The organism is Staphylococcus sp. HMSC36A10, assembly GCF_001838845.1.
In the GTDB taxonomy this organism is placed as follows: Bacteria; Bacillota; Bacilli; order Staphylococcales; family Staphylococcaceae; genus Staphylococcus; species Staphylococcus aureus.
This window is the reverse complement of the sequence record NZ_KV839126.1, coordinates 112,267-137,736: the sequence shown is the minus strand read 5'-3', so window position 1 is coordinate 137,736 and position 25,470 is coordinate 112,267. Positions and strand designations below refer to the sequence as shown.

At 32.2% G+C, this 25,470-nt stretch carries 27 protein-coding genes; 9 read left to right on the top strand and 18 right to left on the bottom strand.

What is annotated here, in order from left to right; all coding sequences use genetic code 11:
• Positions 1 to 78: 78 nt before the first annotated feature.
• From nagA to norA, 7 genes are all read right to left on the bottom strand, one after another.
• Positions 79 to 1,260, bottom strand: coding sequence for an N-acetylglucosamine-6-phosphate deacetylase (nagA, locus tag HMPREF3247_RS11275; protein ID WP_001292242.1), 1,182 nt, complete (start codon positions 1,258 to 1,260; stop codon positions 79 to 81).
• Between the two features lie 307 nt (positions 1,261 to 1,567).
• Complete coding sequence (locus HMPREF3247_RS11265; RefSeq protein ID WP_001266544.1) at positions 1,568 to 3,526, bottom strand: PTS fructose transporter subunit IIABC; 1,959 nt, start codon at positions 3,524 to 3,526, stop codon at positions 1,568 to 1,570.
• Positions 3,527 to 3,531: 5 nt separating this feature from the next.
• Entirely contained in the window at positions 3,532 to 4,452 is a 921-nt protein-coding gene (gene pfkB, locus HMPREF3247_RS11260; protein ID WP_000640743.1) for a 1-phosphofructokinase, read from the bottom strand.
• Entirely contained in the window at positions 4,449 to 5,213 is a 765-nt protein-coding gene (locus HMPREF3247_RS11255) for a DeoR/GlpR family DNA-binding transcription regulator (protein ID WP_000972699.1), read from the bottom strand. The genes pfkB and HMPREF3247_RS11255 overlap by 4 nt, the downstream gene beginning before the upstream one ends.
• Positions 5,214 to 5,462: 249 nt before the next feature.
• Complete coding sequence (gene ybaK, locus HMPREF3247_RS11250) at positions 5,463 to 5,945, bottom strand: Cys-tRNA(Pro) deacylase (RefSeq protein WP_001107241.1); 483 nt, start codon at positions 5,943 to 5,945, stop codon at positions 5,463 to 5,465.
• Between the two features lie 172 nt (positions 5,946 to 6,117).
• Positions 6,118 to 6,570: a hypothetical protein gene (locus HMPREF3247_RS11245; protein WP_000216723.1), complete on the bottom strand. Its 453-nt coding sequence runs from the start codon at positions 6,568 to 6,570 to the stop codon at positions 6,118 to 6,120.
• 292 nt (positions 6,571 to 6,862) lie between these two features.
• Positions 6,863 to 8,029 (bottom strand): multidrug efflux MFS transporter NorA, encoded by a 1,167-nt coding sequence (gene norA / locus HMPREF3247_RS11240; RefSeq protein ID WP_001041274.1) that lies wholly within the window; start codon positions 8,027 to 8,029, stop codon positions 6,863 to 6,865.
• Between the two features lie 208 nt (positions 8,030 to 8,237).
• Between norA and HMPREF3247_RS11235 the strand changes: the two genes are divergently transcribed.
• From HMPREF3247_RS11235 to HMPREF3247_RS11225, 3 genes are all read left to right on the top strand, one after another.
• Entirely contained in the window at positions 8,238 to 8,660 is a 423-nt protein-coding gene (locus HMPREF3247_RS11235) for a PPC domain-containing DNA-binding protein (RefSeq protein ID WP_000776018.1), read from the top strand.
• 185 nt (positions 8,661 to 8,845) lie between these two features.
• Positions 8,846 to 9,463: a DUF1361 domain-containing protein gene (locus HMPREF3247_RS11230; RefSeq protein ID WP_001191874.1), complete on the top strand. Its 618-nt coding sequence runs from the start codon at positions 8,846 to 8,848 to the stop codon at positions 9,461 to 9,463.
• A complete protein-coding gene (locus tag HMPREF3247_RS11225; protein WP_000154465.1) occupies positions 9,460 to 9,744 on the top strand; it encodes a hypothetical protein in 285 nt (94 codons plus the stop codon). Before HMPREF3247_RS11230 ends, HMPREF3247_RS11225 begins: the two co-directional genes overlap by 4 nt.
• Positions 9,745 to 9,898: 154 nt before the next feature.
• Here the strand turns inward: HMPREF3247_RS11225 and HMPREF3247_RS11220 are convergent, their stop codons facing one another.
• The 5 genes from HMPREF3247_RS11220 to HMPREF3247_RS11200 form a co-directional block, all read right to left on the bottom strand.
• Entirely contained in the window at positions 9,899 to 11,272 is a 1,374-nt protein-coding gene (locus HMPREF3247_RS11220; RefSeq protein ID WP_000952036.1) for a cryptochrome/photolyase family protein, read from the bottom strand.
• Between the two features lie 85 nt (positions 11,273 to 11,357).
• Positions 11,358 to 12,911: an SLC13 family permease gene (locus HMPREF3247_RS11215; RefSeq protein ID WP_001288054.1), complete on the bottom strand. Its 1,554-nt coding sequence runs from the start codon at positions 12,909 to 12,911 to the stop codon at positions 11,358 to 11,360.
• 282 nt (positions 12,912 to 13,193) lie between these two features.
• Positions 13,194 to 13,481, bottom strand: coding sequence for a hypothetical protein (locus HMPREF3247_RS11210; RefSeq protein WP_000180418.1), 288 nt, complete (start codon positions 13,479 to 13,481; stop codon positions 13,194 to 13,196).
• 34 nt (positions 13,482 to 13,515) lie between these two features.
• On the bottom strand, positions 13,516 to 14,424 hold the full coding sequence (locus HMPREF3247_RS11205) for an aldo/keto reductase (RefSeq protein WP_000435109.1): 909 nt from the start codon (positions 14,422 to 14,424) through the stop codon (positions 13,516 to 13,518).
• Positions 14,425 to 14,526: 102 nt separating this feature from the next.
• Entirely contained in the window at positions 14,527 to 15,453 is a 927-nt protein-coding gene (locus HMPREF3247_RS11200) for a CobW family GTP-binding protein (RefSeq protein WP_000794406.1), read from the bottom strand.
• Between the two features lie 226 nt (positions 15,454 to 15,679).
• Here HMPREF3247_RS11200 and mgrA point away from each other — a divergent pair, with 226 nt between their 5' ends.
• On the top strand, positions 15,680 to 16,123 hold the full coding sequence (mgrA, locus tag HMPREF3247_RS11195; protein WP_001283444.1) for a global transcriptional regulator MgrA: 444 nt from the start codon (positions 15,680 to 15,682) through the stop codon (positions 16,121 to 16,123).
• A 126-nt stretch (positions 16,124 to 16,249) separates the two neighbouring features.
• On the opposite strand, the gene HMPREF3247_RS11190 is transcribed toward mgrA, so the two are convergent.
• Positions 16,250 to 17,923: an amino acid ABC transporter ATP-binding/permease protein gene (locus HMPREF3247_RS11190; RefSeq protein ID WP_070866243.1), complete on the bottom strand. Its 1,674-nt coding sequence runs from the start codon at positions 17,921 to 17,923 to the stop codon at positions 16,250 to 16,252.
• On the bottom strand, positions 17,920 to 19,551 hold the full coding sequence (locus HMPREF3247_RS11185; RefSeq protein WP_000737143.1) for an ABC transporter ATP-binding protein/permease: 1,632 nt from the start codon (positions 19,549 to 19,551) through the stop codon (positions 17,920 to 17,922). The genes HMPREF3247_RS11190 and HMPREF3247_RS11185 overlap by 4 nt, the downstream gene beginning before the upstream one ends.
• Before the next feature lie 218 nt (positions 19,552 to 19,769).
• Here HMPREF3247_RS11185 and HMPREF3247_RS11180 point away from each other — a divergent pair, with 218 nt between their 5' ends.
• The 4 genes from HMPREF3247_RS11180 (at position 19,770) to HMPREF3247_RS11165 (ending at position 22,529) form a co-directional block, all read left to right on the top strand.
• On the top strand, positions 19,770 to 20,645 hold the full coding sequence (locus HMPREF3247_RS11180; protein ID WP_000469890.1) for an undecaprenyl-diphosphate phosphatase: 876 nt from the start codon (positions 19,770 to 19,772) through the stop codon (positions 20,643 to 20,645).
• Positions 20,646 to 20,816: 171 nt separating this feature from the next.
• The gene (locus HMPREF3247_RS11175; protein ID WP_000358498.1) at positions 20,817 to 21,500 is read left to right on the top strand and encodes a hypothetical protein; all 684 of its coding nucleotides are present in this window, start codon (positions 20,817 to 20,819) and stop codon (positions 21,498 to 21,500) included.
• Between the two features lie 2 nt (positions 21,501 to 21,502).
• Positions 21,503 to 21,961 carry a YaiI/YqxD family protein gene (locus HMPREF3247_RS11170; RefSeq protein WP_000148828.1) on the top strand — a complete coding sequence of 153 codons (459 nt, stop codon included), beginning with the start codon at positions 21,503 to 21,505 and terminating at the stop codon, positions 21,959 to 21,961.
• A gap of 1 nt (position 21,962) precedes the next feature.
• Positions 21,963 to 22,529, top strand: a complete 567-nt coding sequence (locus HMPREF3247_RS11165; protein WP_000820892.1) for an LOG family protein — start codon at positions 21,963 to 21,965, stop codon at positions 22,527 to 22,529.
• A gap of 95 nt (positions 22,530 to 22,624) precedes the next feature.
• Here HMPREF3247_RS11165 and HMPREF3247_RS11160 read toward each other — a convergent pair whose 3' ends face one another.
• The 4 genes from HMPREF3247_RS11160 to HMPREF3247_RS11145 all read right to left on the bottom strand — a co-directional run bounded on the left by HMPREF3247_RS11160 (position 22,625) and on the right by HMPREF3247_RS11145 (position 24,589).
• Positions 22,625 to 23,167, bottom strand: coding sequence for a GNAT family N-acetyltransferase (locus tag HMPREF3247_RS11160; RefSeq protein ID WP_000638612.1), 543 nt, complete (start codon positions 23,165 to 23,167; stop codon positions 22,625 to 22,627).
• Positions 23,168 to 23,246: 79 nt separating this feature from the next.
• Positions 23,247 to 23,546, bottom strand: coding sequence for a hypothetical protein (locus HMPREF3247_RS11155; protein ID WP_000545115.1), 300 nt, complete (start codon positions 23,544 to 23,546; stop codon positions 23,247 to 23,249).
• 137 nt (positions 23,547 to 23,683) lie between these two features.
• On the bottom strand, positions 23,684 to 24,079 hold the full coding sequence (locus HMPREF3247_RS11150) for an SA0632 family lipoprotein (RefSeq protein ID WP_000733431.1): 396 nt from the start codon (positions 24,077 to 24,079) through the stop codon (positions 23,684 to 23,686).
• Positions 24,080 to 24,145: 66 nt separating this feature from the next.
• Positions 24,146 to 24,589 (bottom strand): GNAT family N-acetyltransferase, encoded by a 444-nt coding sequence (locus tag HMPREF3247_RS11145; protein WP_001259678.1) that lies wholly within the window; start codon positions 24,587 to 24,589, stop codon positions 24,146 to 24,148.
• A 126-nt stretch (positions 24,590 to 24,715) separates the two neighbouring features.
• Here HMPREF3247_RS11145 and HMPREF3247_RS11140 point away from each other — a divergent pair, with 126 nt between their 5' ends.
• Positions 24,716 to 25,405, top strand: a complete 690-nt coding sequence (locus HMPREF3247_RS11140) for a DUF1129 domain-containing protein (RefSeq protein WP_000842860.1) — start codon at positions 24,716 to 24,718, stop codon at positions 25,403 to 25,405.
• Positions 25,406 to 25,470 lie beyond the last annotated feature (65 nt).

Below are 25,470 nucleotides of genomic sequence, written 5' to 3'. Positions count from 1 at the left end.
TGCTTCTATTTTATCATAATATAAAGTGCTTATGTTAACAGATTAAATCTATTGCATACATTTAATTATGATTATTTATTAGCTAAATGTGTGAACCTTACCTTGTTTTATTGTAGATTTTACATTCATATCATCATCTAGAATAACAAGATCTGCATCCTTATTTACTTTAATACTACCTTTTCTATCATCGATACCTAATGCAATGGCTTGATTTAAACTTGTTACTCGCCATAAATGATCTAATGTATCACCTGTAAATGATATTAAGTTACGTAACCCATGATTCATTTTTAAAATACTACCAGCAAGCGCACCATTTGCAAGACGTGCTTGTTGCGATTGAACAGTTACTTTTTGTCCACCCAAATCATATTCTCCTTCAGGCATACCTTTTGCACGCATTGCATCGGTAATTAAATAAAAACGTTCATTACCTTTCATACGGTAAGCAATAGCAACCGATGCCGGATGAGAATGTGTGCCATCAACAATCATTTCGGTATGTAGAGCATCATTCAACCATGCTGCTCCAAAAACACCTGGTTCTCTATGCTGGAATGGCGTCGCTGCATTATATAAATGCGTGACATGTTTAGCTCCTCGCTCAACAGCTTCGACTGCTTCTTCGTATGTTGCCACTGTATGACCAATTGAAAAAATAATGTCATCTTTATACGTTTCAAGCGCTTCTTTTGCACCTTCAACTTCAGGTGCAAACGTCATAATCTTTATTAATCTGTTAGCAGTCTCTTGAAAATGTTTAATTTTATCGATAAATGGGCGTACAACGTATTGCGGATGTTGAGCACCAACTTTATTTTCAGATATAAATGGTCCTTCTAAATGTATACCTACAATTTCCGCTGCATTGTGAACATCTTGCTCCGCTTCATATTTAGCAATATTTGTAAGTGCTTTATCTATTTTATCAGTAGATTGCGTCATTGTAGTGGCCAAGTATGATGTCGTCCCTTCAGATAACAAATTTTCGGATAGATATTTTAAGCCATCGTATGACCCATCCATTGCATCTTGACCATAACCACCATGAATATGTATATCAATAAAACCTGGTAATACATGATGACCTTTAGCATCAATCACTTGAATTTTATTTGTCGTATCATTATCAATTGCTGCTTTATCATCCCCTTCTCCAATTGCAACAATCTGTCCATCTTTCACATGAATGTAACCATTATCGATTTTGCCATCTTCAGTATAAACTTTGCCGTTATATATAATTAATTCTGACACGTATAAACCCTTCTTTATTTATAAATTTTCACTTTAAGACACTCATATTTTACTATATCTGCTTCGTTTGGCATAACTTTTTGCAAAATATTAAAAAAGTCTATACATTTGTGGTGTCTATTTCTTCATTCATTTATCTAAAAATAAAAACACCTTCATATCAATTCATAAAAACTGAATTAATAGAAAGTGTTTTTACAGCTTTGTATAAGCTACCGTTAACACGATGTATAAAACTAACATATATTCATTGAACTTACAACTTAATATGAAGCTCTTTGCTAACAATCATTTTACATCATTAAAACTACTCGTCCATTGATTTTGAAGCTTCGATTTCTGTTTCAGTTAACTTGGGTTTGATTAAACCGTAAATTAATGCTGAAACTAATGTACCAACTAGAAGTGCAATAAGAGTTTGAAGTAAGTGTGCACCATCCGTACCAACAATTACAATAATACCACCATGTGGCGCAGTAATTCGTGAACCTAAGCCTAAAGCAATTGCGCCACCTATACCTGAACCAATCATCATTGAAGGAATAACACGTAATGGATCGGCAGCTGCAAATGGAATCGCACCTTCTGTAATAAAGGACATACCCATCACATAGTTAGGGATAATTGAACCACGTTGTTCTTTTGTAAATTTACGTCTGAAAATTAACATCGCTGTCGCAATTGCTAACGGTGGAATCATACCACCAATCATTGCAGCTGTAATTGGTGCTGCATTACCTTCAATCAACGCACCTGTTGCAAAAACATATGCCGCTTTGTTGAATGGACCGCCCATATCAATTGCCATCATAGCGCCAATAACTAAACCTAATAATACAATATTAGAACCTGATAAATTGTTTAATCCATCTAATAACAAATGATTTAACCAAGATGCTGGTGGATTAAAGACATAAATCATCAATAAGCCTGTAGCTGTCACTGTCAATAGTGGGTAAATTAATGTTGGTTTTAATCCCTCTAATGCTTGTGGTAACTTACGTGTCATCGCTTTAACACCTTGTGTTAAGTAACCTGCTAAGAAACCTGCAATAATACCACCAATAAATCCTGAACCACCTGAAATTGCTAACATACCACCTACAAGACCAGCTGCAAAACCAGGTTTATCCGCAATACTACGTGCAATGAATCCAGATAAAATTGGAATGATTAACGCGAATGCACTTTTACTACCAATGTTCCATAGCTGCTCTGCAAACGCATTGTACTCTGAGCTTTTTGGTTTAAATGAGTCTACTCCAAATAAAAATACGATTGCCATTAAAATACCACCAGATATTACAAGTGGCAACATGTTAGAAACACCGTTCATTAAGTGTTTATAGAATGCTTTACCTGGGCTTAATTTTTCTTGACTGTCATTTGAGTTACCTTTTCTTTGACCATCACGGGCAACAAAAGGTTTACGACTTGTATCTAATGCTTTATTAATTAATTCTTCTGGGCGTTTAATACCATCTGCTACTGGTACTTCTACGACATTTTTACCATCGAAGCGATCCGTCTCAACATGAACATCAGCAGCAACAATGATACCTGTTGCATTTTCAATATCTTGTTCAGTTAAATGGTTTTTAATGCCGCTTGAACCATTCGTTTCTACTTTAATTTTAATACCCATCTTATCCGCTTGTTTTTTCAATGCGTCACGTGCCATGTACGTATGTGCAATACCTGTTGGACAAGCAGTTACTGCTAACACATATGGCTCATTAGATTGTTTAGATGATTGTTCTGCAGTTGCAACTTGTTGTGCTTCAGCTTCTGCCTCTTCTTCTTTTGTCACTTCATCATCAGCCTCATCTATGATCGCTAGTACTTCTTCAGGTGATGAAGCATGTAATAATTTCTCACGTACATTTTCATCCATTAAAATACCAGACAACTTAGCTAAAGCATCTAGATGTGTTTGGGCGCCACCTTCTGGCGCTGCAATCATAAAGAATAAGTGTGCTGGTTGCATATCCAAACTTTGATAATCTACGCCTGCTTTAGATTTACCAAACGCAATAGCTGGTGACTTAACTGCGGCCACTTTGGCATGTGGAATGGCAATACCTTCGCCGATACCAGTTGTACTTTGTGATTCTCGATTGTGAATCGCTTCCTTAAATGACGCGACATCACTTAATTTACCTGCTTTGTCTAATTGATTTACTAACTCATCAATAACACCATTTTTGTCATTTGCCATTAAATCCATTGCTATTGTATCTTTTGTTAATAACTCTGTTACTCTCATTATTTTCACTCCCCATCAAGTACGCTAATCGTAACTTGTGATTTTATTTTTTCTATAGCGTCCCGTGTTGCTAAGTCCTCATCAAATGCCGTGGCAGTACCGCATGCGACTGCTTGTTGGAATGCTTTTTCAATCGTTAAACCTGAAGCAATTCCAGCCACCATGCCTGCAACTGTACTATCACCAGAGCCAACTGTATTAACCACTTTCCCTTGTGGATTAACTGCTTTAATACTGATTTCTTTATCAATATAAATAGCACCATCACCGCCAAGCGAGACAATAACAGATTGCGCACCTTTATCAACTAACAAACGACCATATTTAATAACATCTGTGTCTGAGTTCACTGTTGTATTAAACATCACTTCTAATTCATCTTTATTAGGTTTAATAAATAGTGGATGATATGGTAAAACGCTTTCAGCCAATTCTTTTTCAGCGTCGACTACTAATTTAGCACCTGTCTGTGCTGTAATTTGTGCAATTTGCGCATACGCATCGCTTGGAATACTACTTGGTACACTTCCAGCAACAATAACTATATCTTCGCTTGTTGTATTTTTAATTTGTTGTAACAGTTGTTCAAATTGTGTTGACGTTATATGAGGACCCGGTGCATTGATTTCTGTTTCTTGTCCTGTTTTTAATTTCACATTAATACGTGTATCTTCATCAACTTCAATAAAATTCGATTGAATTGCACTGTTATTTAATGTATCTATAATGAATTTCCCAGGAAATCCACCTGCAAATCCCAAGGCAGTTGACTCAACATCCAATGTCTTTAAGACGCGCGAGACATTAATACCTTTCCCCCCAGCGAATTTATATGTTGCTGTTGCTCTGTTCAAACCATCAATTTTAAAATCATTCGTAAAAATGACATAGTCAATTGAAGGATTGAAAGTCACTGTATAAATCATAAAGTCCCTCCTATAAAGTGATACTTTTGTTGGTATTCTTTTAACGATTCTTGATTTAATGCTTTTTCAGATGTGATGATTGTCGTACTTTCTAGCAAAGGTACACGAGCAAAATATACTTTATTAAACTTAGAATGATCTATAAGTACAAATGATTGATTGGCTAATGACATTGCTGTTTGTTTAACTAATGCCTCTTGCTCATCGGGAGTAGTTAATCCAAGTTCAATATCTAATCCATTCATCCCGATAAAAGCTTTATCGAAACAATATCGTCTTAATATCTCCATAGCACTAGAACCAATCGTAGCAAGTGTATTTTCTTTAACTTGACCACCTAGCATAATTGTTTTAATACCTTTTTTAAGTAAAGCTTCTACATGTGTTAAACCATTGGTTACCACAATGATATCTTTCGCTTGAATATATTTAATTAGCTCCAATGTAGATGAACCAGCATCGATAAATAAGCATTCATTATCGTTGATTTGATTAGCTGCTATTTTAGCAATCATTTTCTTTTCATCAAGATTCGTTGCTAATTTTTCAGTTAAATTCGCCTCAACCATACGATTTTCTTTTAACATTGCACCACCATGCACACGTTGCAATTTCCCTAATTGTTGTAGTTTAGATAAATCTCTTCGTATTGTTGAAGCACTGCATCCAGTTCGATCTATTAGTTCTTGTAAAGTCAAAAAATCTTTGTGCGAAAGTTCTTCTAATATTAACTCGTGTCTTTTTTCTGTAATTATCATCATCACCCCATCTCACTCTGTATTATAATGAGTACGCTTTCACTTTTCAATCATAAATTACCAAAAACAATCACAAACAATCAAATTGTGACGATAAAATTACATTTTTATGTTCAAATACTCATTTGTAATGACTGTTTATGATCGTAAAATGCTAATTCAATCAAAAAGGAGTGTGGCAGAAATGAATTTTATAAAAATTTCATCTCTGTCACACTCCGAATCTTGCCCCATACTTTTTGTTGTTATTAATCATTCATGGATAACTGCTCCAATTTTGCCTTTAGTTATTGTAATCAAATCCTCAACAGCTATTGTGATTTGCATTGTTCGAAGCCCACCACTCACACTGATATGACTATAATTTTCACACGATTTGTCAACGACTGTTGGAAACAATGTTTTCATACCAACAGGCGAACACCCACCACGAATGTATCCCGTTACATTTTTCAAATTATCTAAAGGCATAAGCTGCAATTTCTTCTCTCCAACCAAAGCAGCTGCCTTTTTCATATCTAAAGTTTCACTTACTGGGATAACAAATACAAAATGTTCATGTTTTGTATTTTCTAGAACAAGCGTTTTAAATACTGTTTTAACATTTGCTTGTATGAGTTCTGCGACTTCTTGACCAGATAAATGTTCTTCTGGTACCTCAAAGCTATGAACTTCGTATTTAATTTTTGCACGATCAAGCATACGCATCGCGTTCGTTTTCTTATTTTTAGCCATTTCAACACCTCATTTATACTTCTTCAGAACTATATTAACATTTTAAAATACATTACGGATTGGTTGATTTTGACATAACATTTACATCATTTTATAAGTTGATTTCACCTTTTTAAATTAAATTATTGCAAAATAAAAACAGTATATCCAATTAGAATACACTGTTCCATTATTATTTCGTTATTATGCCTTGATTTGAAATACTTACATGTTGCTTACTAGTTGAATTATCATTGGAATAAACATAATTATATCCATGATTTGTCTTAGAAATTCTTTCTAAACCATAATTATCATTGATATGCTTATCTGCATAACGATCAGCAATAACTTGGCACTCTTGTTCGTTAAAAGAATTTGATTTATTTGCATTCACACGATGTTTAAAATGATTTTGCTTTTTCATATTTTCATTCACTTCAGATGCTTTAGCAGTATGAATATTGAGAATATCCATTTTCTTTTTATAAGTATCTTCAGTTGATACATTTATCGCGTTAAGCGTATTAATTGTTTTATGTACCTTAGCAAGCGCATCTTCATTTGTTGCTAATATTAATAAACCAATTAAACAAACGGTTAATATTACAGCAACAAAGCCTAAAAATAAATTTTTTACTGTCATCCCCTTACCCACATTTCCTTACTCATTTTTTATCATCTTAACACATTAACGTTAATGAATTAGGTATGTGGATTGCAATTTAAAAAGAATGTAATATTTGTAACATGTTTATTACTCAAAATCATTTTTTGTTACATATAACATTTAAATATAAAGAGTAAAACATTTAGTCAATCGAATCTTTTTAAATGTAAAGCATCGAATTTTCTTAATAAAATTCATAAGAAAAACGATGCTAATCATTCATAATATTACGCTTTACTTTATATCAATATACACCAAAATACTTATGCTACATATTTTGTTCTTTCAATTTTGCTCTATGTTGCTTTTCAATTAAAACAATAACAACACCTGCTAATGAAACACCTATAGCCATATAAATTGGTGCTTCAATGTGTACATCAAATAACGCACCTGCGATTAAAGGACCTATGAAATTACCCATACTAGTGAATGTCGAGTTCAATCCGCCTGCAAAGCCTTGCCTTTCTCCAGCAATATTAGAAAAATAATTTGTAATGGCTGGTCGTATCATATCAAAACCTATGAAGACAACAAAACTGATTAACATTATTGACCAATAGCCATTAGCAAAAACTAATAATATTAAGACAACAACTGAATATAATAATGACCAAGCTATAAATGTTAACTCTGAGAAATACTTCATAAATTTATCGAAGAAATAGATTTGGAAAAGTGCCCCAAATATACCGCCACCCGTAATAGCAATCGAAATATCTTTAGGTGAATAATTTACCTTGTCAGCTGTGTATAGTGAATACAATGTTTCAAATGCAGATAAACCAAACGATAATACAAGTGTTAAAATAACTGGTGTAATAAACACTTTCCAGTTAATTTTCGTTAGCAATTGTGGCTCTAACTTTTGGAAACCACTTGTCGTAGACTTTTTCGGATCGTGAATCAATACAATTGACATTATAAATGCTAGAATACCTAATGCTCCTGCAAAGTAAAATGGCATACGATGTGAAACTTCTGCCATAAATCCACCAATCCCTGGTCCTAAAATGAATCCAGAATTGATAATCGCTGACATGTAGCCAAAGTTTTTTGCTTTTTGATGGCTTGGTGAAATGTCAGCTATTAAACCTGTCACACCAGGCATTACCATACCAGCACTCATACCACCAATCACTCTCGATAACATCAATACCGAAAAATTGTGGCCAACTGCAAACATAAATTCTGACACTGAAAACAAAATTAATCCTATACATATAATTAATTTCTTCCCTAATTTGTCAGCTAGCGTACCACCAAACGGCGATATAATCATTTGAGATAACGCAAAAGCAGCAACTAGTAATCCTAAATCACTACCAGTTAATCCCAAATCTTTTAAATAAACAGGCAAGACTGGTATTACTAAACCGATACCTAAAAAAATCAAGAAAATATTAAAATATAAGACAAAAATCTGTTTATTCATATGCTCACCTCTTTTTTCTCCATGTCATGCTTAAAGCTGTTATTCTTCTTTTCCACGACAGATTGCAATTCATGCTAAATATTCGTAAAAAGTTTCTATATTGTATTACAACATTGCTACATTTGACAATATTTTTTCTTTGTAATTATCACTATTTTCCATTTAATTGTATAATTAATGACATATTAAAATAAAGGGGATTGATCATATGAAATTGCAAAAAAGTAATCATACTATACTACTAGTGTTGGAAAAAGGAGAAGATATCGTTGAATGTATAACAACCTTTGCAGATGACCAAGACTTAACATTTACATCTGTCAGCGGCATTGGTGCATGTGATGACGTTGTATTAAAATTTTTCAATTTAACAACGAAACAATACGAAGAAAAACATATTACTGAGCCACTGGAATTGACGAGCTTATTAGGTAATATTTCTCGTCTAGACAATGGTCATTTTGCACATTTGCATGCTACTTTCGGTACTCAATCATATGAAACTTTTAGCGGACATCTCGCTAAAGCAATTGTTTCTGCAACTGCTGAAATCATTCTTACTGTAACTGATTTGGACATTCAACGTTCATTCAAAGATGCAGTCGGTTTAAATTTACTTGATCCTCAATAGCACTTTACTTTTTAGTTGAATCAAATTTTATTACAAGTTATCATAAGTGCTTAATCATAAATGCATTCTCGTTTATTAATATACTTCAACGAGTTAAATTAAATTTTTAATTAGGAATTGAATGCGTTTATAACTATCACATTTGAATGAATAACTTTTTCATTAGAAAGTAGTGTTTATTATTGATGCAATCTCGATACATCGCTAGAATTTACTTTTTAATTTTATTTATCGTCTCCCTTTTTGAGACTAAAATTTTTCAATTTATGACTTTAAATTTGTTTTTAGCATATATACCTTTTGAGCTTAGTCTATTATTACGATTATTCAAACCGAATAAAAAGTATGAATGGCCACTCTTTATCATATATAGTTTTATATTTGTGTTACTTTTACCAAATACATTTTATATGGTAACTGATTTAATCCATTTGAACCAATTTCAATTCAACTTTTACGCAGGACTAAATTTAAGTGAGTGGAAATACTTTACCTATTTACTGCTTGGTGTCTTCTTAGCGGTTTATGTGATGATTTTAATCTATTTTGAAATACTAACATTGACTTCTCACCGTTGGCTTAATAGATTAATTGTTGTCGTGCTAATGTTTTTAAATGGATTCGGAATTTATATTGGTCGTTTCTTACGCTTACATTCCGTTTATTTCTTTAATGAGCCCTTACATGTTCTAAATCACATTCTAGAAAGTCTAACGCTTAAAACTGCTATGTTTGTATGTTTTATGGTTGTCATGCAAGCAGCAATTCTATTATTTGGAAAAGGAGTGCGTTTGAACAAGTGACAATAAATATAATCGTTTTAATAGTATCTATCATTGTCTTTCAATTGATTATTGGACACATATGGCATGATATTGGTTTAAGTTATTTAAGAAGTATCTTACTCATGATGCTGCCATTTGGACTAGGTGTATTTATACAACAAGTGTCGTATTACGAACGACAATATCCTAAATGGCAAGTGCCTCAAAACATAAAAGTTAGATTGAAATATATTTATCTCGCTACGTTTTTAGAGTATGTCGTACTATACCTCACTTTATTTACGGACATACTAAGATAACATCAAATTAATAAGAAAACTAAATACAACTTATATATTTGAGGAAAGCCAATTTCTATCACATCAATAATAGAAATTGGCTTATTTATATTGCTTAAGAACTTTATATTCTGCTCCAGATTTTACTCATGCCAGATCTATCAATTGAGCCGAATTAGTCTAGCGCTTTAAATGTAGCTAAAACTTGTGTACGTTTTTCTTGATGATCTACCATTTGTCTTGGATAATGACTACCTAATTCAATCCCCTGTTCAAAAAGGTTGGACTCATTGCGTTGTGTATCATGCAAATATTTTGCATCAATTTGATTAAAAATCGGAAGATATGTTTTGATATACAAAGCTTTAGCATCAAAGCGTTCACTCTGTCTTATTGGATTAAACATTCTAAAATACGGCACTGCATCCGTACCTGTAGAAGCAGACCATTGCCATCCATGAATATTTGATGCTGCATCATAGTCAATAAGGTGCTTTCTAAAGAATTTTTCTCCCCATGTCCAATCTATAAATAAATCTTTGGTTAAAAATTGCGACACAACCATTCTCATTCGATTATGCATAAAACCAGTTTGTGTCAATTCCATTATTGCTGCATCAATGATTGGAAATCCTGTTTGCCCTTCGCACCATACATTAAAATCCGCTTCATTTTGCGACCATTTTATCTGTCGATATTTAGGTTTGAAAGCTTGGTATGAGGTTTCTGGATACTGTGTCATTAACACATAATAAAATTCTCTAAAAATGAGTTCACGTATAAATGCTTCATAGTTTGCCTCATCTTCATCATAACGCGCCAATAAATCATTAAAAATTTCAATAATATCTAATAATCCATATGCTAAAGCAACACTTAGCTGACTTGTTAACACTTCAGGTAAATAGTCTCTTCCGCTTTCGTAATTCTGTATATCTTGATCTAAAAAATGTTGCCATTTATTCTGTTCAATTACTTGTGAGGATCCAAACGCTATGTCATCAAACACTAAATCATCAGGTGATGCAATGACAAAGTCTTCGAATGATTTTAAATCATAGTGATATACGTCTCTATGCCTCAAGTAAGGTCGCCATTTTTTATAGAAACTAGTAAAAACTTTGTATGGCTCCCCTTGTTGATTCATTGTTTTACTCGCTTTAAAGTAATGATTCCCACGTATCAAAGTAACGGCAATGCGTGCTTCATTGAATAAAGAACGTTGATGTAAAATATCATATTCTTCAAGATGATAACTCATAATATCACCCGCAATCACTACTTCAGATATATTGTTTTCTTTACAAAATGAAATGATATCGTCATAAGACATGACATAAGGTGTGAGCTTTTCTGCGTGCAACGATTGGTAAAAGCGCTGCAAAGTACCGCGATAAAACTGTGCTTTCAAATCAGAAGCTGAAGACATGTCCTCTTCCGGAATGATAAAATAACATGCATCAATGTCTTCTTTTTGTTGATAAATATATTCAAATAATGGATTGTGTTCCATTCGAAACATTCGATTTAATAACACAGCAATTGCCATAAACAAAACACCCTTCAATTATCTTTTTATTTTATTAAGCTTTTTGTCACTTTAAAATAACCTAGATTCTTATTTATATTTTTAATTAAAGCAAACCTAACCATTTCCAATAAGTCATACTAAAAACTATCACTAGAATATACCCTACAATTGTCAATGGTATACCTGCCTTCAAGAAATCTTTAACCGTAAAAGTACCAGTGCCATAAGCCAACATATTTTGAGGTGCACTAACAGGTAATAAGAAACCAAAACTAATAACAAATTGTTGAATTAAAACAAATCCTATAGACTGGTCTCCTAAGTGTAACGTAGAGGTTAGCGAAATAAAAACAGGTATTAACGCTGATGATAAACTTGTTGCACTCGCAAAGCCCAAATGAATCAATATATTAAAAAGCGTGATAAGTGCTATTGTCGCGATAATAGGTAAATGTTTTAAACCTAAAACACCAAAAGTTTGATCACTTAACCATTGAGCTGCACCTGTTTTCAAAAGAACGTTACCTAGTGAAATACCTACACCAAACACGATAATTGTCCCCCATGGTATTTTATTTTCAACATGTTTCCATGTCATGACACCAATTTTCGGCATTAACATAACACCTAAAGCAATAATAGTAATGGATGCAGAGTCAATCGGATGTAATACTTTTTCAGTTGACCAAAACAGTAATAATAACATCGATATAACAATTAAACGCCATTCACGTGCGCTAACGGGGCCAAGTTTATGCAATTCTTCTTTTATTAAATCTTTACCACCTTCTATTGTATTAATTTCTGGAGGCATCACTTTAATCATGATGAAATATAAAGCTATGGACATAACTATGGACCAAGGCGCTGCATATAAGAACCACTCGCCCCATGAAACATCAAATCCTAATTGATGGTTTATAAAATTAATCGCTACGATATTTTGTGCTGCCGCCGTTTTGATACCAATATTCCAAATTGACACAGCTTGTACTGAAGTAATTATTAATAAAGACGCTAACTTGCTATCTTTGGAAACTTTAAATGCCGCAATCATACCCAGCAAGATTGGTACAACTGCCCCTGCTCTAGCTGTTGCAGAAGGAACGAAAAATGCAAGTACAATTGAAACGATAATTGCTCCAATAACTATATTTCTAGTTTTATTACCAACAATTGATAACACTAAAAGAGCTAGTCTTTTATGCAAATTCGTTTCTTGCATAGCAGCAGCCAAAAATAATGCGGCTGCAACGAGAGCTACAGCTGAAGTTGCAAATCCACTAAACGCTAATGATAATGCATGATTAGTTCCTAGAAGGTCACTTCCAGCTAAAACAGCACTGCCACTTTTCGGATTACCTAGCTTCTCCCCTAAATTTTGAACCGGGCTAAATCCTAAAAGTAATATCATTAAGCCAATAATTAAAGTTGCTGACACCGGATATGATACAGCTTCCGTTACCCACATAATAACTGCAAAAGCTAAAATAGCTAGTACTGCCTTAGCCATTATCGGCAGACTTGAAGGTGCCGGGAGTAATAGTACAACTATAAGTATTATAAAACTCATGACAATCCAAAATGGCTTGTATTGCTTTTTTGTCTTTTCTTTCTTTTGTTGTTCATGTTCAACTACATGTTTTTCTTCTGACATAACAGTCACCCCTTTGTTTAATCTTAATTTAATTATAACAATTTTTTAAAACATACATTTTTAATTTATGCAAAATACACAATTTTATCGAAATATTTTGTAAATAATATTGCTAGGTGAAGAGTTATCTCGGTTAATTACAAAACGATATCTAAGTTTAAATATTAGATCATAAAAAAACTATCTACTGAATATCCTCATAGCATCATTTTTCTAAGCAAAAGTTAAACTTAGTTAGATAAAATGCAAATGAGATTATTGTAGATAGTCTCTTTTTAATATTTAAAAATGATTAATGCCATAAACATAAATAATTCCAAAGAATGCCACGCCACTAAGCACTGTTAATATAAGACTTAGTAACAATGTGCGTTTATAATGTTTAATAAATGCTATGAACAAAATGACTACATTATACGCAAAGAAAAGTCCGAATAATGTCATTGTTATTTTCAAATCAGAATAGAAAATATTTAATAGTAATACAATGACTGCATAAATTAAATACGGAATAACTATAAATTTGCGTTCAAATCTTAATTGTTCGAAACGTTTATCTTCGTTTGTCATGATATGCTCCTTTATGATTTAAAAGTAAATAAGTTTACGGAATATCTTGTCCGATAATAGCGGTGTAAATGTCAAACCACGACTGATCATCTAAATTAAGTTGTAGCCCTTCGATTGCTTGATCAATACGCTTTAACTGACTTGTTCCAAGTATCGGCATGATACTATGCGGTATTTTTACTAACCATGCTATCATCACAGCTGTGTCACTCACACCATATTTGTCAGCTATTGATTGAACAACTTTCATAATACGTTGCGCTTTAATATCTTCCTTGTCGAAAATTTTACCGCCTGCAAAAGGACTCCAAGCCATAATTTGAACATGGTTTTGATACATTGAATCCATTGTTCCATCTTGTAAACTATCAACGTGATATGGCGATAATTCTAATTGATTGATGCTAATATGTAGTCTTTCTTTCATAATATATTGATTTAACAATTGGTATTGTGAATGATTAAAATTCGACACCCCGAATGACTTCAACTTACCTTGTTTAACAAGTTTAGTTAATGCATCAGCAACTTGTTCTGGATCCATCAATGGTGAAGGACGATGAATGAGTAGACTATCTAAATAATCTACATTCAAATTGATTAATGACTGTTCAACAGATTTCACGATGTGCTTACTACTCAAATCATAACGATGTCCATTTGTAAAATCAAATTGCTTAGAAGGCAAAATGATACCACATTTCGTAACAATTTGAATTTTATTTCTTAATTCGGGTGATAAATCCAAAGCATTACCAAACAGTGATTCACATTGATAATCCCCATAAATATCAGCATGATCCATCGTTGTAATTCCACGTTCAACTAATTCATTTATAAAATAATTTAACTCTTTCGCAGTCATCTTCCATTCATTTGCACGCCAAAAACCTTGTACAAGCCTAGAAAAATGAACATAGTGATTAATCATTATTTGTTCCATATCTCATCCACTCCATCCCTCAATGTCACAAAATATTCACAATAAAAGTATTAAGAAATTAATGTGCTATTTCCGTTAAATTGAAACAACACATTTTCTGATTTACGTAAATTGTAGCATATCCAATTGATTACGTATGTGATTTGTATCTAAAGTTTCACCAATAATAACAATCGTTAATGGTAATTGCATGCCAATTATTCCATAGTCTGGTAAACCATATGCATATTGAAATTCATAAATTGCATTTGGTTGATCTCTAAATGACACATAACCTTTCAAACGTAGAACAGATTCCGGTAATTTCATTATAAATTGATAAAACAATTGACGATCAATCGGACCTGTAAACGTGTAAGTCATACTTTTAATCCCATGATGATGGTGATGATGAGACGATATCTCTCTGTCTTTAACAGTTAAGTCCAATTCTTCCAACGAAACTTTTCCATAGGTTGTTTTATATGTTGGAATACTTGCACAAATCATACCTAATTGCTTATCAATTCTCTCAAGACGGTCATCAGTTATAAGATCAATTTTATTAATAATAATCATGTCACTTAGTTTCAACTGATCTTCCATCAGCGAAACTGTATTTTCGGTATATTGATGACGTTCTAAAAATCGAGTCGCATCTAATACACCATAAATAATCGGCTTTTCAAAGAAATTAACGATTTGCGGATCTTGACATGCAACTAGTAATTCCAAAGGATGCGCAATGCCTGTCGCTTCTATGATGACATGATTAACGTCCCCTTTTAAAGCAATGGCTTTTAGTTCATAGACAAGTTCTTGTTTAAGATCGCAACAAACACAACCATTAATCAATGAATGGACTTCAATTTCATTTGAAATACTATTGCTATCAATATCAAAAGTACCGAATTCATTCATGATGATTTTAATTTTCTCATCATTTTTTAATAATTCACTAATATAATGTGTCAGTAACGTGGTTTTACCACTACCCAAAAATCCGTTAATTATGGATATTCTTATTTTTTCATCTTTATTATTTTTCATTTTATATTCTCTTTTCTATTACAGTTATTTTTAAAAATGATAACATATATATTAAATTATCTTTTTGCTTGATTTAATCAAAAATATCTTCTAAACTTTAAACATACTTTAATTTTAGCATGGCATTGAATCAAAGAAAGTTGTGAATTAATAAACAATCAACTTTTTAATGATTACCAATCCGAAAAGAGAAAAAAACGGATAGTATGTCTGGAGGAGAACTTTAATGTCTGATCAACATAATTTAAAAGAACAGCTATGCTTTAGTTTGTACAATGCTCAAAGACAAGTTAATCGCTACTACTCTAACAAAGTTTTTAAGAAGTACAATCTAACATACCCACAATTTCTTGTCTTAACAATTTTATGGGATGAATCTCCTGTAAACGTCAAGAAAGTCGTAACTGAATTAGCACTCGATACTGGTACAGTATCACCATTATTAAAACGAATGGAACAAGTAGACTTAATTAAGCGTGAACGTTCCGAAGTCGATCAACGTGAAGTATTTATTCACTTGACTGACAAAAGTGAAACTATTAGACCAGAATTAAGTAATGCATCTGACAAAGTCGCTTCAGCTTCTTCTTTATCTCAAGATGAAGTTAAAGAACTTAATCGCTTATTAGGTAAAGTCATTCATGCATTTGATGAAACAAAGGAAAAATAATTAACTTTTGTCATGACAATTAAAGTAATGTTTAGAATTTATTAAGAATAGAAAAACAATTAGCACGCGTAAGCTTGTTAGTTAAAAAACTGCTTGAAAGGTTTCTTAGCCTATCAAGCAGTTTTTTTATGCATTATATTGAATCATATTCCATAAAGCACCTTGATTAGCGAGTAATTGTTGATAGTTTCCCTTTTCAACTATTTTACCATTTATCATCACAATGATGGTCTCAAAACGTGACAATAAAGTTAAATCGTGTGTAGCAACAATTAATGTTTCTGCATGTGCTTCAATTAAATCCATAACTTTTAAACTATTTTGTTTATCTAATGCAGTTGTTGGTTCATCTAAAATCCATGTTGATGCAGTATCTTTTAATAACATCCTTGCAATCGCTAAACGCTGAATTTCTCCGCCAGATAATGTATGACCATCTAAGTCAATTTGACGTTCTAGTGCCAAATGTTCTAAGTCTAATTGCTTAAATATTGCTTGCACCGCTTCATCTTTTTCATCGGTAAATAAATTTTGACGTATTGTACCGTCAAATAATTGTTGAGATTGTAGCAAGACATTTAACGATTTAAACTTATCTTTGTCATCTATTTCAAACATATCCATATTTTCGAAACGAATAGAGCCACTATCTAATTGATATAACCCAGCCATAATTTGTAGTAATGTACTTTTTCCTGAACCAGAAGGCCCCACAATCGCAATCTTTTCGCCTCTATTAACATTAAAATTAATATCCGACAACACATACGTTTGCTGGTTCCAATACTTAAAACTAGCGTCCTTAACTTCATAAATGTTCGTTGCATCATACTTATCATTAAGACGGTTTTTTCCATTAGTAGAAGGTACAGATATCACTTCATTAATATCATGCAATGCTTGGTCAGTATCCGCTTTATAATACGCGACATTTGTCATTGGTACAGCTTGTTCAAATAAAGTTAAGACCATTAAAACTATACTCGTCATATAAATAATATTTAGTTGGCCTGCATTAATTTGAATTAATCCTAGAACTAAACTACCAAAAATCGAAAGCATAGCAATAATATTTAATATAAAATCATAAATCGTTAAAAAGCGTTGCTCTTTAAGTTGTAATTTATCAAAATGATTTAATTTAGCCATCAAATTATCTCGATAATGATTAATTTGATTAAATCGACGTAGTTCATCCATACCAGCTTTATAATCATAAAAATGATTTAAAAATCGGGCCTGTTCATTAGCTGCATGTTTCTTTAAAGTACGTGCTTTTTTTGAGCTTAACCAAGGAACAACGAGTAAAGTATACAACATGCTAACCATAATCAATAGCGCATGGCTGATTGAAATGAACGCCAAAACTATTACTGTAACTAGCGCTGTCAAACCGATAACGACTGGTGGATAATAAACACGTAAATATATATTTTGTAATGCCTCAACACGACTAATCATACGTGAAATTAAATCACTAGAACTCAGTTTACGGTAAACATTAGGAATGACATTTACTAATTTACCGAAAAACTGTACCCGAATATCACGTAGCATTGTAAATGTAGCTTTATGAGAAATAAGGCGCTCTACGTATCGAGTAATAGCTCTTAAAAACCCAAACAATTTTACTGTAACGACTAAAATCATCAGAGCGTATAGTGGCGCACCAAGTGCACTTTGTGTCACCATATAACCACTTAAGAAAAACATGGCGAGCGCAACTAAACTTCCACAAACACCAACAACTATAGCTAACAATAAATCCTTATCTACTTGAAATTTTAGTCGTGTTTTCATAAGTCATCACCATTTTCTGTTATATTTACTGAAATATTGCGATCATCAGCAATCAGTCTTCCATTTTCTATATACAAGCGTCGTTGTAAATGGCGAATTGTATTATCTCTATGTGCAATGACAATCATCGTTGTATCTTTAAAATGTTGAAACAGAACGTTCTGAATCATGTGTTCTGTTTGAATATCTAAACCAGTTGCAGGCTCATCAAATATAACGAGATCTGGCTTCATAACTAAAAGACGGCAAAGTTCTATGCGTCTCATCTGTCCACCAGATAACATTTCGCCTCCTTCACCTATTATTGTGTTAATGCCTTTTGTGAAAGATTGCACTTTGTCTAATAAACCTACTTCGTCTAGCACTTCTTCAATAGTATTATTTTCTATATCTTTAAACATCGTAATATTCTCTTTTATAGAAGCACTGAAAATATATGGCTGTTGACTAAGTATTCCTATATTTAAATCACGCTGGTTTGTACTTATAGTACCTATTGTTGGCTGATAAACACCTGCAATAAGATGTGTCAAAGTGGATTTACCTGCCCCGCTTGGACCTACAAGTGCAATTTGATCACCTTTAAATATTTCCAAATTTAAATCATTTAATACCAATCTATCAGAATCATCATATCGAAATGATATGTCTGTTAACTGAATAAATGGCTTTTGGTTTTCCTCATACTTTAATAGAAATTCATTATTATAGTTCGGTTGTTCTAAAAACTCAAACACAACGTCACTGGCACCTTCACTTTGTTTTCCAGTATGGAACGCTTGCCCTAAGTCCTTAATTGCATTATAAAATTCAGGCGCTAAAATAATCGCAATTGCCGCAGTTTTAAAATCAATATTATGAAATACTACTAAGCTTAGCGTTGCTTCCAATGCAACCAATCCAATACCTAACATACTTATAAATTCGAGCATTAATCCCGATAAAAAAGCACTGCGTAAAATGCGCATTGTTAAAGTTCTAAACTGAGTACTATCGTCGTAAATATGCTTCTCTGTTTGCTCTGTACGATTAAATAGCTTTAACGTCACTAAACCTTTAGCAATATTTAAAAACCGTTGACTAAATTGATTCAAATAAGTCATTTGATCTTTTGACTCATCTCGCGTTTTCAAACCGAAAATAATATAAAACAAAGGAATAAATGGTGCAGTTATTAACATAATTAATGCGGTATTGAAATGGATGAAAAACATTGCAATGATTATGATGAGCGGAACCATCATTGATTTGAACACTTGAGGCAAATAACTCTTATAAAAAGGTGCTAGACCATCAATGTTTTCTGTGAGTATAGTCATTTGTTCACCGATTGGATGACCATTATTTTTATAAATAACCCGCTGTCTAAGCATATGCTTAACTTTAAATGCTAATGTATCACCTAACCATTGATTTAGAAATTGCACAGTTGCTCTTAAAAGTAAAACACCTAATAAAATAAATAATACAATCCATAAACCTTGAAATTGATGTCTTATAATTTTAGCTAAAAAATCTGCTATTAAAATATTTTGCGTTATAACGATTATGCCGAGACCAGTACTGACCAAGAACATGAGTACCGGAAAAATTTTATATTGAAACAGTATTGTTGTTAATTTTTTCACAATTATATCACCTAAACCTATTATAAAAGGTTTTCCTTAAAATCAAATTAAATAGCTCAATAAAATATTGTAGTTTTACATGTAAAAGAAAATGAATATATACATCTTTAGTCTAGTATTATAACTATAACTAGCATGTCTTTAAATGAATATGCTATCATGATATGGTAATTTTGATATTTAAATAAATTAAATTGAGTAATGAAAGTGGGTACATTATGTTTATCATTGAATTAATAAAAGGTATTATCTTAGGGGTCGTCGAAGGATTAACAGAATTTGCACCTGTTTCCTCTACTGGACATATGATCCTAGTTGATGATATGTGGTTAAAATCATCTGAATTTTTAGGTTCTCAGTCAGCATTTACATTTAAAATCGTCATCCAATTAGGATCCGTCTTTGCAGCAGCATGGGTGTTCCGCGAACGCTTCTTAGAGATTTTACATATTGGTAAACACAAACATGTTGAAGGAGATAACGATCAACAAAGACGTTCAAAGCCAAGACGTTTAAATTTATTACATGTATTAGTGGGTATGGTGCCAGCAGGTATTTTAGGCTTACTATTTGATGATTTCATCGAAGAACATTTATTTAGTGTGCCAACTGTTATGATTGGCTTATTCGTAGGTGCTATCTATATGATTATTGCTGATAAATACTCAGCTAAAGTTAAAAACCCACAAACAGTAGATCAAATCAGTTATTTCCAAGCATTTGTAATTGGTATTTCTCAAGCAGTAGCTATGTGGCCTGGTTTCAGCCGTTCAGGCTCAACAATTTCAACTGGGGTATTAATGAAATTAAATCATAAAGCAGCATCGGACTTTACATTTATTATGGCTGTTCCAATTATGTTAGCAGCTAGTGGTTTATCTTTATTAAAACATTATCAAGATATTCAGATTGCTGATATACCTTTTTATATTTTAGGCTTTTTAGCTGCATTTACTGTTGGACTAATTGCAATCAAAACATTCTTGCATCTAATTAACAAAATCAAACTAATTCCATTTGCCATTTACAGAATTGTATTAGTAATCTTTATTGCTATACTTTACTTCGGATTTGGCATTGGTAAAGGTATTTAATTTCCTTTTAAAATATAGACTGTCAATTAAGGAATCACTTGATTGGCAGTTTTTATTGTCTTCTTTTAAAAAACATCTGAAATACTTAATAGTGATTCACTACTATCATCGTTTATATTGATGTATCATAGGGTATGTAAAATTAATAAAGTAATTATGGAGGCAAGATCTATGGATAAGAAAAAAGTCATCAAATTTATGATTAATGTATTACCAATTGTATTGGTACCGTTAATTGTTGAACGTAAACGTATCAAACAACATCCGGACGTACAAAAAGTTACAGATGCTACAAGTAAAGTTGCTTCAAAAACATCTGCAGCAATCAGTAACACAGCGAGTGATGTTAAAGAATATGTCGGCGATAAAAAACAAGATTTTGAAAATAAACGTGAACTTAAAAAGTTTGCTAGAGAACATGATCCTGCCTATATTGAGAAAAAAGGCGAAAAATTAGCTAAACAAAATCGTAAAGACGCTGATAAAATGAATAAAATACTTCAAAAAAATATCGAAAAGCGTCATAAAGAAGAGCAAAAAGCCCGCGAAAAGAATGAAATACAACGTATTAAAGATATGAAAAAATCACAAAAATACGAAGAAAAAGCAGGCTTAACACCTAATAAATTAGATGAGAAAACTGAGAAAAAAGGCGATAAACTAGCTGAAAAAAATCGCAAAGAAATCGCTAAAATGAATAAAAAGTTACAAAAAAATATTGAAAAACGACACAAAGAAGAACAAAAACGCCAACAAGAAGCTGATAAAGCACGCATCAAGTCATTTAAAAAATATAAAGATTATGTTGCCAAAAGCGCCTCTCAACAAAATAAAGAAAACAATACAGAGGCATAATTGTGACACATATTATTATTGATGGAGATGCTTGTCCTGTTGTTGATTCTATTATAGATTTAACAACTGAGACAGGCATTTTTGTGACAATTATTCGGAGCTTCAGCCATTTTTCGAACCAATTATATCCTCCACATGTATCAACATTATATGTTGATGATGGACCAGATGCAGTTGATTACAAAATTGTTCAATTATCAACGAAGGATGATATCGTAGTCACTCAAGATTATGGACTCGCAAGTTTATTAGTCGACAAAGTCTTAATTGTCATGCATCATAATGGGAAGATATACAATTCCAAAAATATTCAACAACTATTAGATAAACGATATATGAATGCACAAATTAGAAAACAAGGTGGTCGCCACAAAGGTCCCCCACCTTTTACAAAGCAAGATCAAAAAGTGTTTGAACAATCACTATTAAAAGTCATTCATCGAATTAAGGAGCTGGATTAACATGAAACGAATCGCAGTTTATTGTGGTGCAAGCAAAGGTCATGACCCTTCATATGTACAAAAAGCATACGATTTAGGTAAATATTTTGCTGAACAAGGTTATGAATTAGTATTTGGTGCAGGGTCAATTGGCATTATGGGTGCCATTCAAGATGGTGTATTAGATCATGGCGGCAAAGCTATTGGCGTCATGCCTAAAATGTTAGATGAACATGAAATCACAAGCCAACGTTTAACTGAATTAATTTTAGTTGATTCTATGCATGAACGTAAAAATAAAATGGCAGAACTTGCAGATGCATTTGTCATGGCTCCTGGTGGCGCAGGTTCACTAGAAGAATTTTTCGAAATGTATAGTTGGGCTCAAATAGGTATCCATGAAAAGCCTATTGCCATTTATAATATTAATGGCTTTTTCAATCCACTACAAACAATGATTGACCATATGATTGAGGAAGGTTTTATTGATCCTAAGTATCGTGCTCTTGCACCGTTATGCGACACTAAGGAATCATTAATTGAATCAATATTAAATTTCAAACCTCTGGGTACTCGTTCATACGATTAATCATTCTAAGGTTAAAAAATAAACAAACACCCCTAATATTGTTATCATCAGCTAAACAATGTTAGGGGTGTTTGTTACGCTTATGTATAAATTTTTCACTTTCGAAGATTAATGTAATAGCGCACTTGCCTTTTTAATAAATGATACTTACTTAGATTGGGTAATTCGAAATGATCATACACTATCATGCCAATTTTTTCCATTACACGTTGTGAAGCTTTATTTGCTTCTGCTGTAAAACTATAGACATCGTATATTTGATGTTCTTCTGCTAACTTCAATGTTGCCTTTGCGCCTTCAGTTGCTAATCCTTTTCCCCAAAATTCTGGCAACAAGCGCCAACCTATTTCATAAAGCGGTAATTCTTTAAATGGATAATCGCTTGTTTCTGGAATATAATTCAAACCTATAAAGCCTATCCATTGATGGGACTCTTTATCTTCTACAGCAAATAATCCAATGCCATAATCTTTAATAACCGCATCCATAGTTCTCATATCTAATTCTGAACGACGATAACTCAATAAACTTGGAAAATATTTACGTACGTCATAATTCGCATTCATTTTTTGAAAAGGTAACAGATCATCTTCATGCCAGTCTCTTAATATTAAACGCTCTGTTTCACAATAAATCATCGATTGACACTCCTATATAATTTCTCAATAAAAAACACAAAATCGATATTTTGATCAACTTTGCGTTTTAGATAGCAGTTTATTTTGATTTAGAAATATAACTTATAAGTTCAACATGAACTGGCACTTCTTTTAAACGTGCTCTATCTGATTTCAGCGCAGTAAAAGTTGCATCTATAAAATCTTGTTGATGGTTTAAACGATATGTAGCAACAAAAGTATCTGTATCGGACTCAAAGTTTGGTAAATGTGCAATTACACGCTTAATTTCGCCAGTAGAATCAGCAATCGTATGTCCTGTAATATTTTCTAATTCTCTACCTAATTCTGGCAAAGTAATATCTTGACCCTCTAAAATTCTAAAATCTTGTTCATGCATGCCGTTTCTCTCCTTTATTAATTACGTTGTCTATTTTTACGTTCTGTTTCAATCATGACCACATTTTAATTAATACATACCCTTAAAATAAGGTTTAAAACGCTGTACCTTTCATCTATAACAAGTAAGCAATTCGATTATGATTGGTGTTTGTCATTAGCTTTTTGATCTTTATCTGCTGATGTAGGCTTTTTGTGATTATCTTTATCCGATGACTTAGTTTGATCTTTTGATTGCTTATCTTGTGATGCCTCTTTATCTTTATCTTTGTCTTTATTTTTGTCTTCGTCTTTTTTATCATCCTTGTTATCTTCTTTTGAAGGTTTTAAATCTTTCACTTCTTTTTCAAGGTCTTTTTGCTTATCTGCTAATTTTTCTTTTTCTTGTTGAAGCTTTTCTTTTTTGTCTTTTAATTCTTTATTTTCTTTTTGTAAATTATCGATATCCTTTTCCAGAGTGGCTTTCTCTTGACTTTTACCACAACCTGTTAAAAATAGCATGACCGCCATAATACTGATGATTAATTTCTTCATATAAAACTCCTTAACGTCATTAAATCTTTTTTAATTTTAACATGAATTAGCAACATAATCCTAATTCTAATCAATATCTTTATACATTTTCACATGACTCACTTGATAACCTAAATCTTTATTCAAAGATATCATTGGCAAATTATTTTTATGAATTGTATTGCTTATTCGCTTTGCATTCATAGTTTTTGCCCATTTTTCAAGCGCAATCTTCAGTTGCGTAGCTATTCCCAGTTTGCGAAATTGTGGTTCAACATATAGCAGTTCAATGTTAACCATACTTTTTTCATTACTAAAATGTCCCCAAATAAACGCTATTAATTGACCTTCATTTTCATATATATAAATTTTATCATTTGTATGTTCTAATCTTGAACATATCATCTCGTACCTAAGAGCAATACTCAGTTTAGTACATTTATAGTTGGATTCTACTTGCGACAATAATGTCTCATGTATATTAGCTATTTGCTTGATATAATTATGTTCATCTTTATTAAGTGTCCTCATTTTCCTCTCCAATATTAATCGTTATATTTATGCGTTTAATATGATATGATTGACCTTATTAATACTATAAAATCATTTCCATTTTAATTTGGAATTAAACATTTTTAAAGGAGCGCTTAAGTAACAATGAAAAGTACTGCGCAATTAACAAAAGAAAATAATGTTAAATCATTAAGATTAAGCAATACTGATAGAGAAATCTTCGAGAATTATATGACTTATATGCGCTCTGACTTTCGCGTCAACCCTCATGATACAGAGTTAATTATTAACCGTATACTCAAACAATTATTAAGCGCAGAACAACATGGTTTATTAGCCTTAGATTTTTTCAATCACGACCCAAAAGCACATGCAATAAAAGAACTAAAAGCGATGCCTAATGAAACATTTAAAAATATTTTTAAATATATCTATCAACACATCGTTCTATTAATTGGGATTGTTAGTTTTCTCAAAGGATTTTTAGGATTTTTCATGGAAAAAAATGGAAGTAATTTATATTTTGTTTCATTCCCGTTTTCAGTAGTCGTTGGATTCTTTATTGTCTTTTTATTTATATGGTTTAGTTTTAAAACAATACAACTGCAGTGTTTTAACAATTCAAATTGGATATGGATATTCACCTATTTAGCAATCATTCTACTAATTGTAGGATTTTTCTATGTATTCTTTATTCCACAATCATTACTTGCCTTTGGACCATATATTCAGGTAAGCAATTGGGTATTTATTATATTTTCATTTATAGTTATGCCTATTGGATTACGCATTGAAAGAAATATTTCGAAAAAACATTCTCATACATTTTTATAAACAAAAAGCTTATTACATCATATGCGAATTTGGTACTGTTAATGATAAAATCACTAAATTACAGT

Excerpts from the sequence above, each read along its gene's own strand:
- HMPREF3247_RS11265 (WP_001266544.1), bottom strand. The coding sequence starts at position 3,526 with ATGAGAGTAACAGAGTTATTAACAAAAGATACAATAGCAATGGATTTA.
- pfkB (WP_000640743.1), bottom strand. The coding sequence starts at position 4,452 with ATGATTTATACAGTGACTTTCAATCCTTCAATTGACTATGTCATTTTT.
- HMPREF3247_RS11255 (WP_000972699.1), bottom strand. The coding sequence starts at position 5,213 with ATGATGATAATTACAGAAAAAAGACACGAGTTAATATTAGAAGAACTT.
- ybaK (WP_001107241.1), bottom strand. The coding sequence starts at position 5,945 with ATGGCTAAAAATAAGAAAACGAACGCGATGCGTATGCTTGATCGTGCA.
- HMPREF3247_RS11245 (WP_000216723.1), bottom strand. The coding sequence starts at position 6,570 with ATGACAGTAAAAAATTTATTTTTAGGCTTTGTTGCTGTAATATTAACC.
- norA (WP_001041274.1), bottom strand. The coding sequence starts at position 8,029 with ATGAATAAACAGATTTTTGTCTTATATTTTAATATTTTCTTGATTTTT.
- HMPREF3247_RS11235 (WP_000776018.1), top strand. The coding sequence starts at position 8,238 with ATGAAATTGCAAAAAAGTAATCATACTATACTACTAGTGTTGGAAAAA.
- HMPREF3247_RS11230 (WP_001191874.1), top strand. The coding sequence starts at position 8,846 with ATGCAATCTCGATACATCGCTAGAATTTACTTTTTAATTTTATTTATC.
- HMPREF3247_RS11220 (WP_000952036.1), bottom strand. The coding sequence starts at position 11,272 with ATGGCAATTGCTGTGTTATTAAATCGAATGTTTCGAATGGAACACAAT.
- HMPREF3247_RS11215 (WP_001288054.1), bottom strand. The coding sequence starts at position 12,911 with ATGTCAGAAGAAAAACATGTAGTTGAACATGAACAACAAAAGAAAGAA.
- HMPREF3247_RS11210 (WP_000180418.1), bottom strand. The coding sequence starts at position 13,481 with ATGACAAACGAAGATAAACGTTTCGAACAATTAAGATTTGAACGCAAA.
- HMPREF3247_RS11205 (WP_000435109.1), bottom strand. The coding sequence starts at position 14,424 with ATGGAACAAATAATGATTAATCACTATGTTCATTTTTCTAGGCTTGTA.
- HMPREF3247_RS11200 (WP_000794406.1), bottom strand. The coding sequence starts at position 15,453 with ATGAAAAATAATAAAGATGAAAAAATAAGAATATCCATAATTAACGGA.
- mgrA (WP_001283444.1), top strand. The coding sequence starts at position 15,680 with ATGTCTGATCAACATAATTTAAAAGAACAGCTATGCTTTAGTTTGTAC.
- HMPREF3247_RS11190 (WP_070866243.1), bottom strand. The coding sequence starts at position 17,923 with ATGAAAACACGACTAAAATTTCAAGTAGATAAGGATTTATTGTTAGCT.
- HMPREF3247_RS11180 (WP_000469890.1), top strand. The coding sequence starts at position 19,770 with ATGTTTATCATTGAATTAATAAAAGGTATTATCTTAGGGGTCGTCGAA.
- HMPREF3247_RS11175 (WP_000358498.1), top strand. The coding sequence starts at position 20,817 with ATGGATAAGAAAAAAGTCATCAAATTTATGATTAATGTATTACCAATT.
- HMPREF3247_RS11165 (WP_000820892.1), top strand. The coding sequence starts at position 21,963 with ATGAAACGAATCGCAGTTTATTGTGGTGCAAGCAAAGGTCATGACCCT.
- HMPREF3247_RS11160 (WP_000638612.1), bottom strand. The coding sequence starts at position 23,167 with ATGATTTATTGTGAAACAGAGCGTTTAATATTAAGAGACTGGCATGAA.
- HMPREF3247_RS11155 (WP_000545115.1), bottom strand. The coding sequence starts at position 23,546 with ATGCATGAACAAGATTTTAGAATTTTAGAGGGTCAAGATATTACTTTG.
- HMPREF3247_RS11150 (WP_000733431.1), bottom strand. The coding sequence starts at position 24,079 with ATGAAGAAATTAATCATCAGTATTATGGCGGTCATGCTATTTTTAACA.
- HMPREF3247_RS11145 (WP_001259678.1), bottom strand. The coding sequence starts at position 24,589 with ATGAGGACACTTAATAAAGATGAACATAATTATATCAAGCAAATAGCT.
- HMPREF3247_RS11140 (WP_000842860.1), top strand. The coding sequence starts at position 24,716 with ATGAAAAGTACTGCGCAATTAACAAAAGAAAATAATGTTAAATCATTA.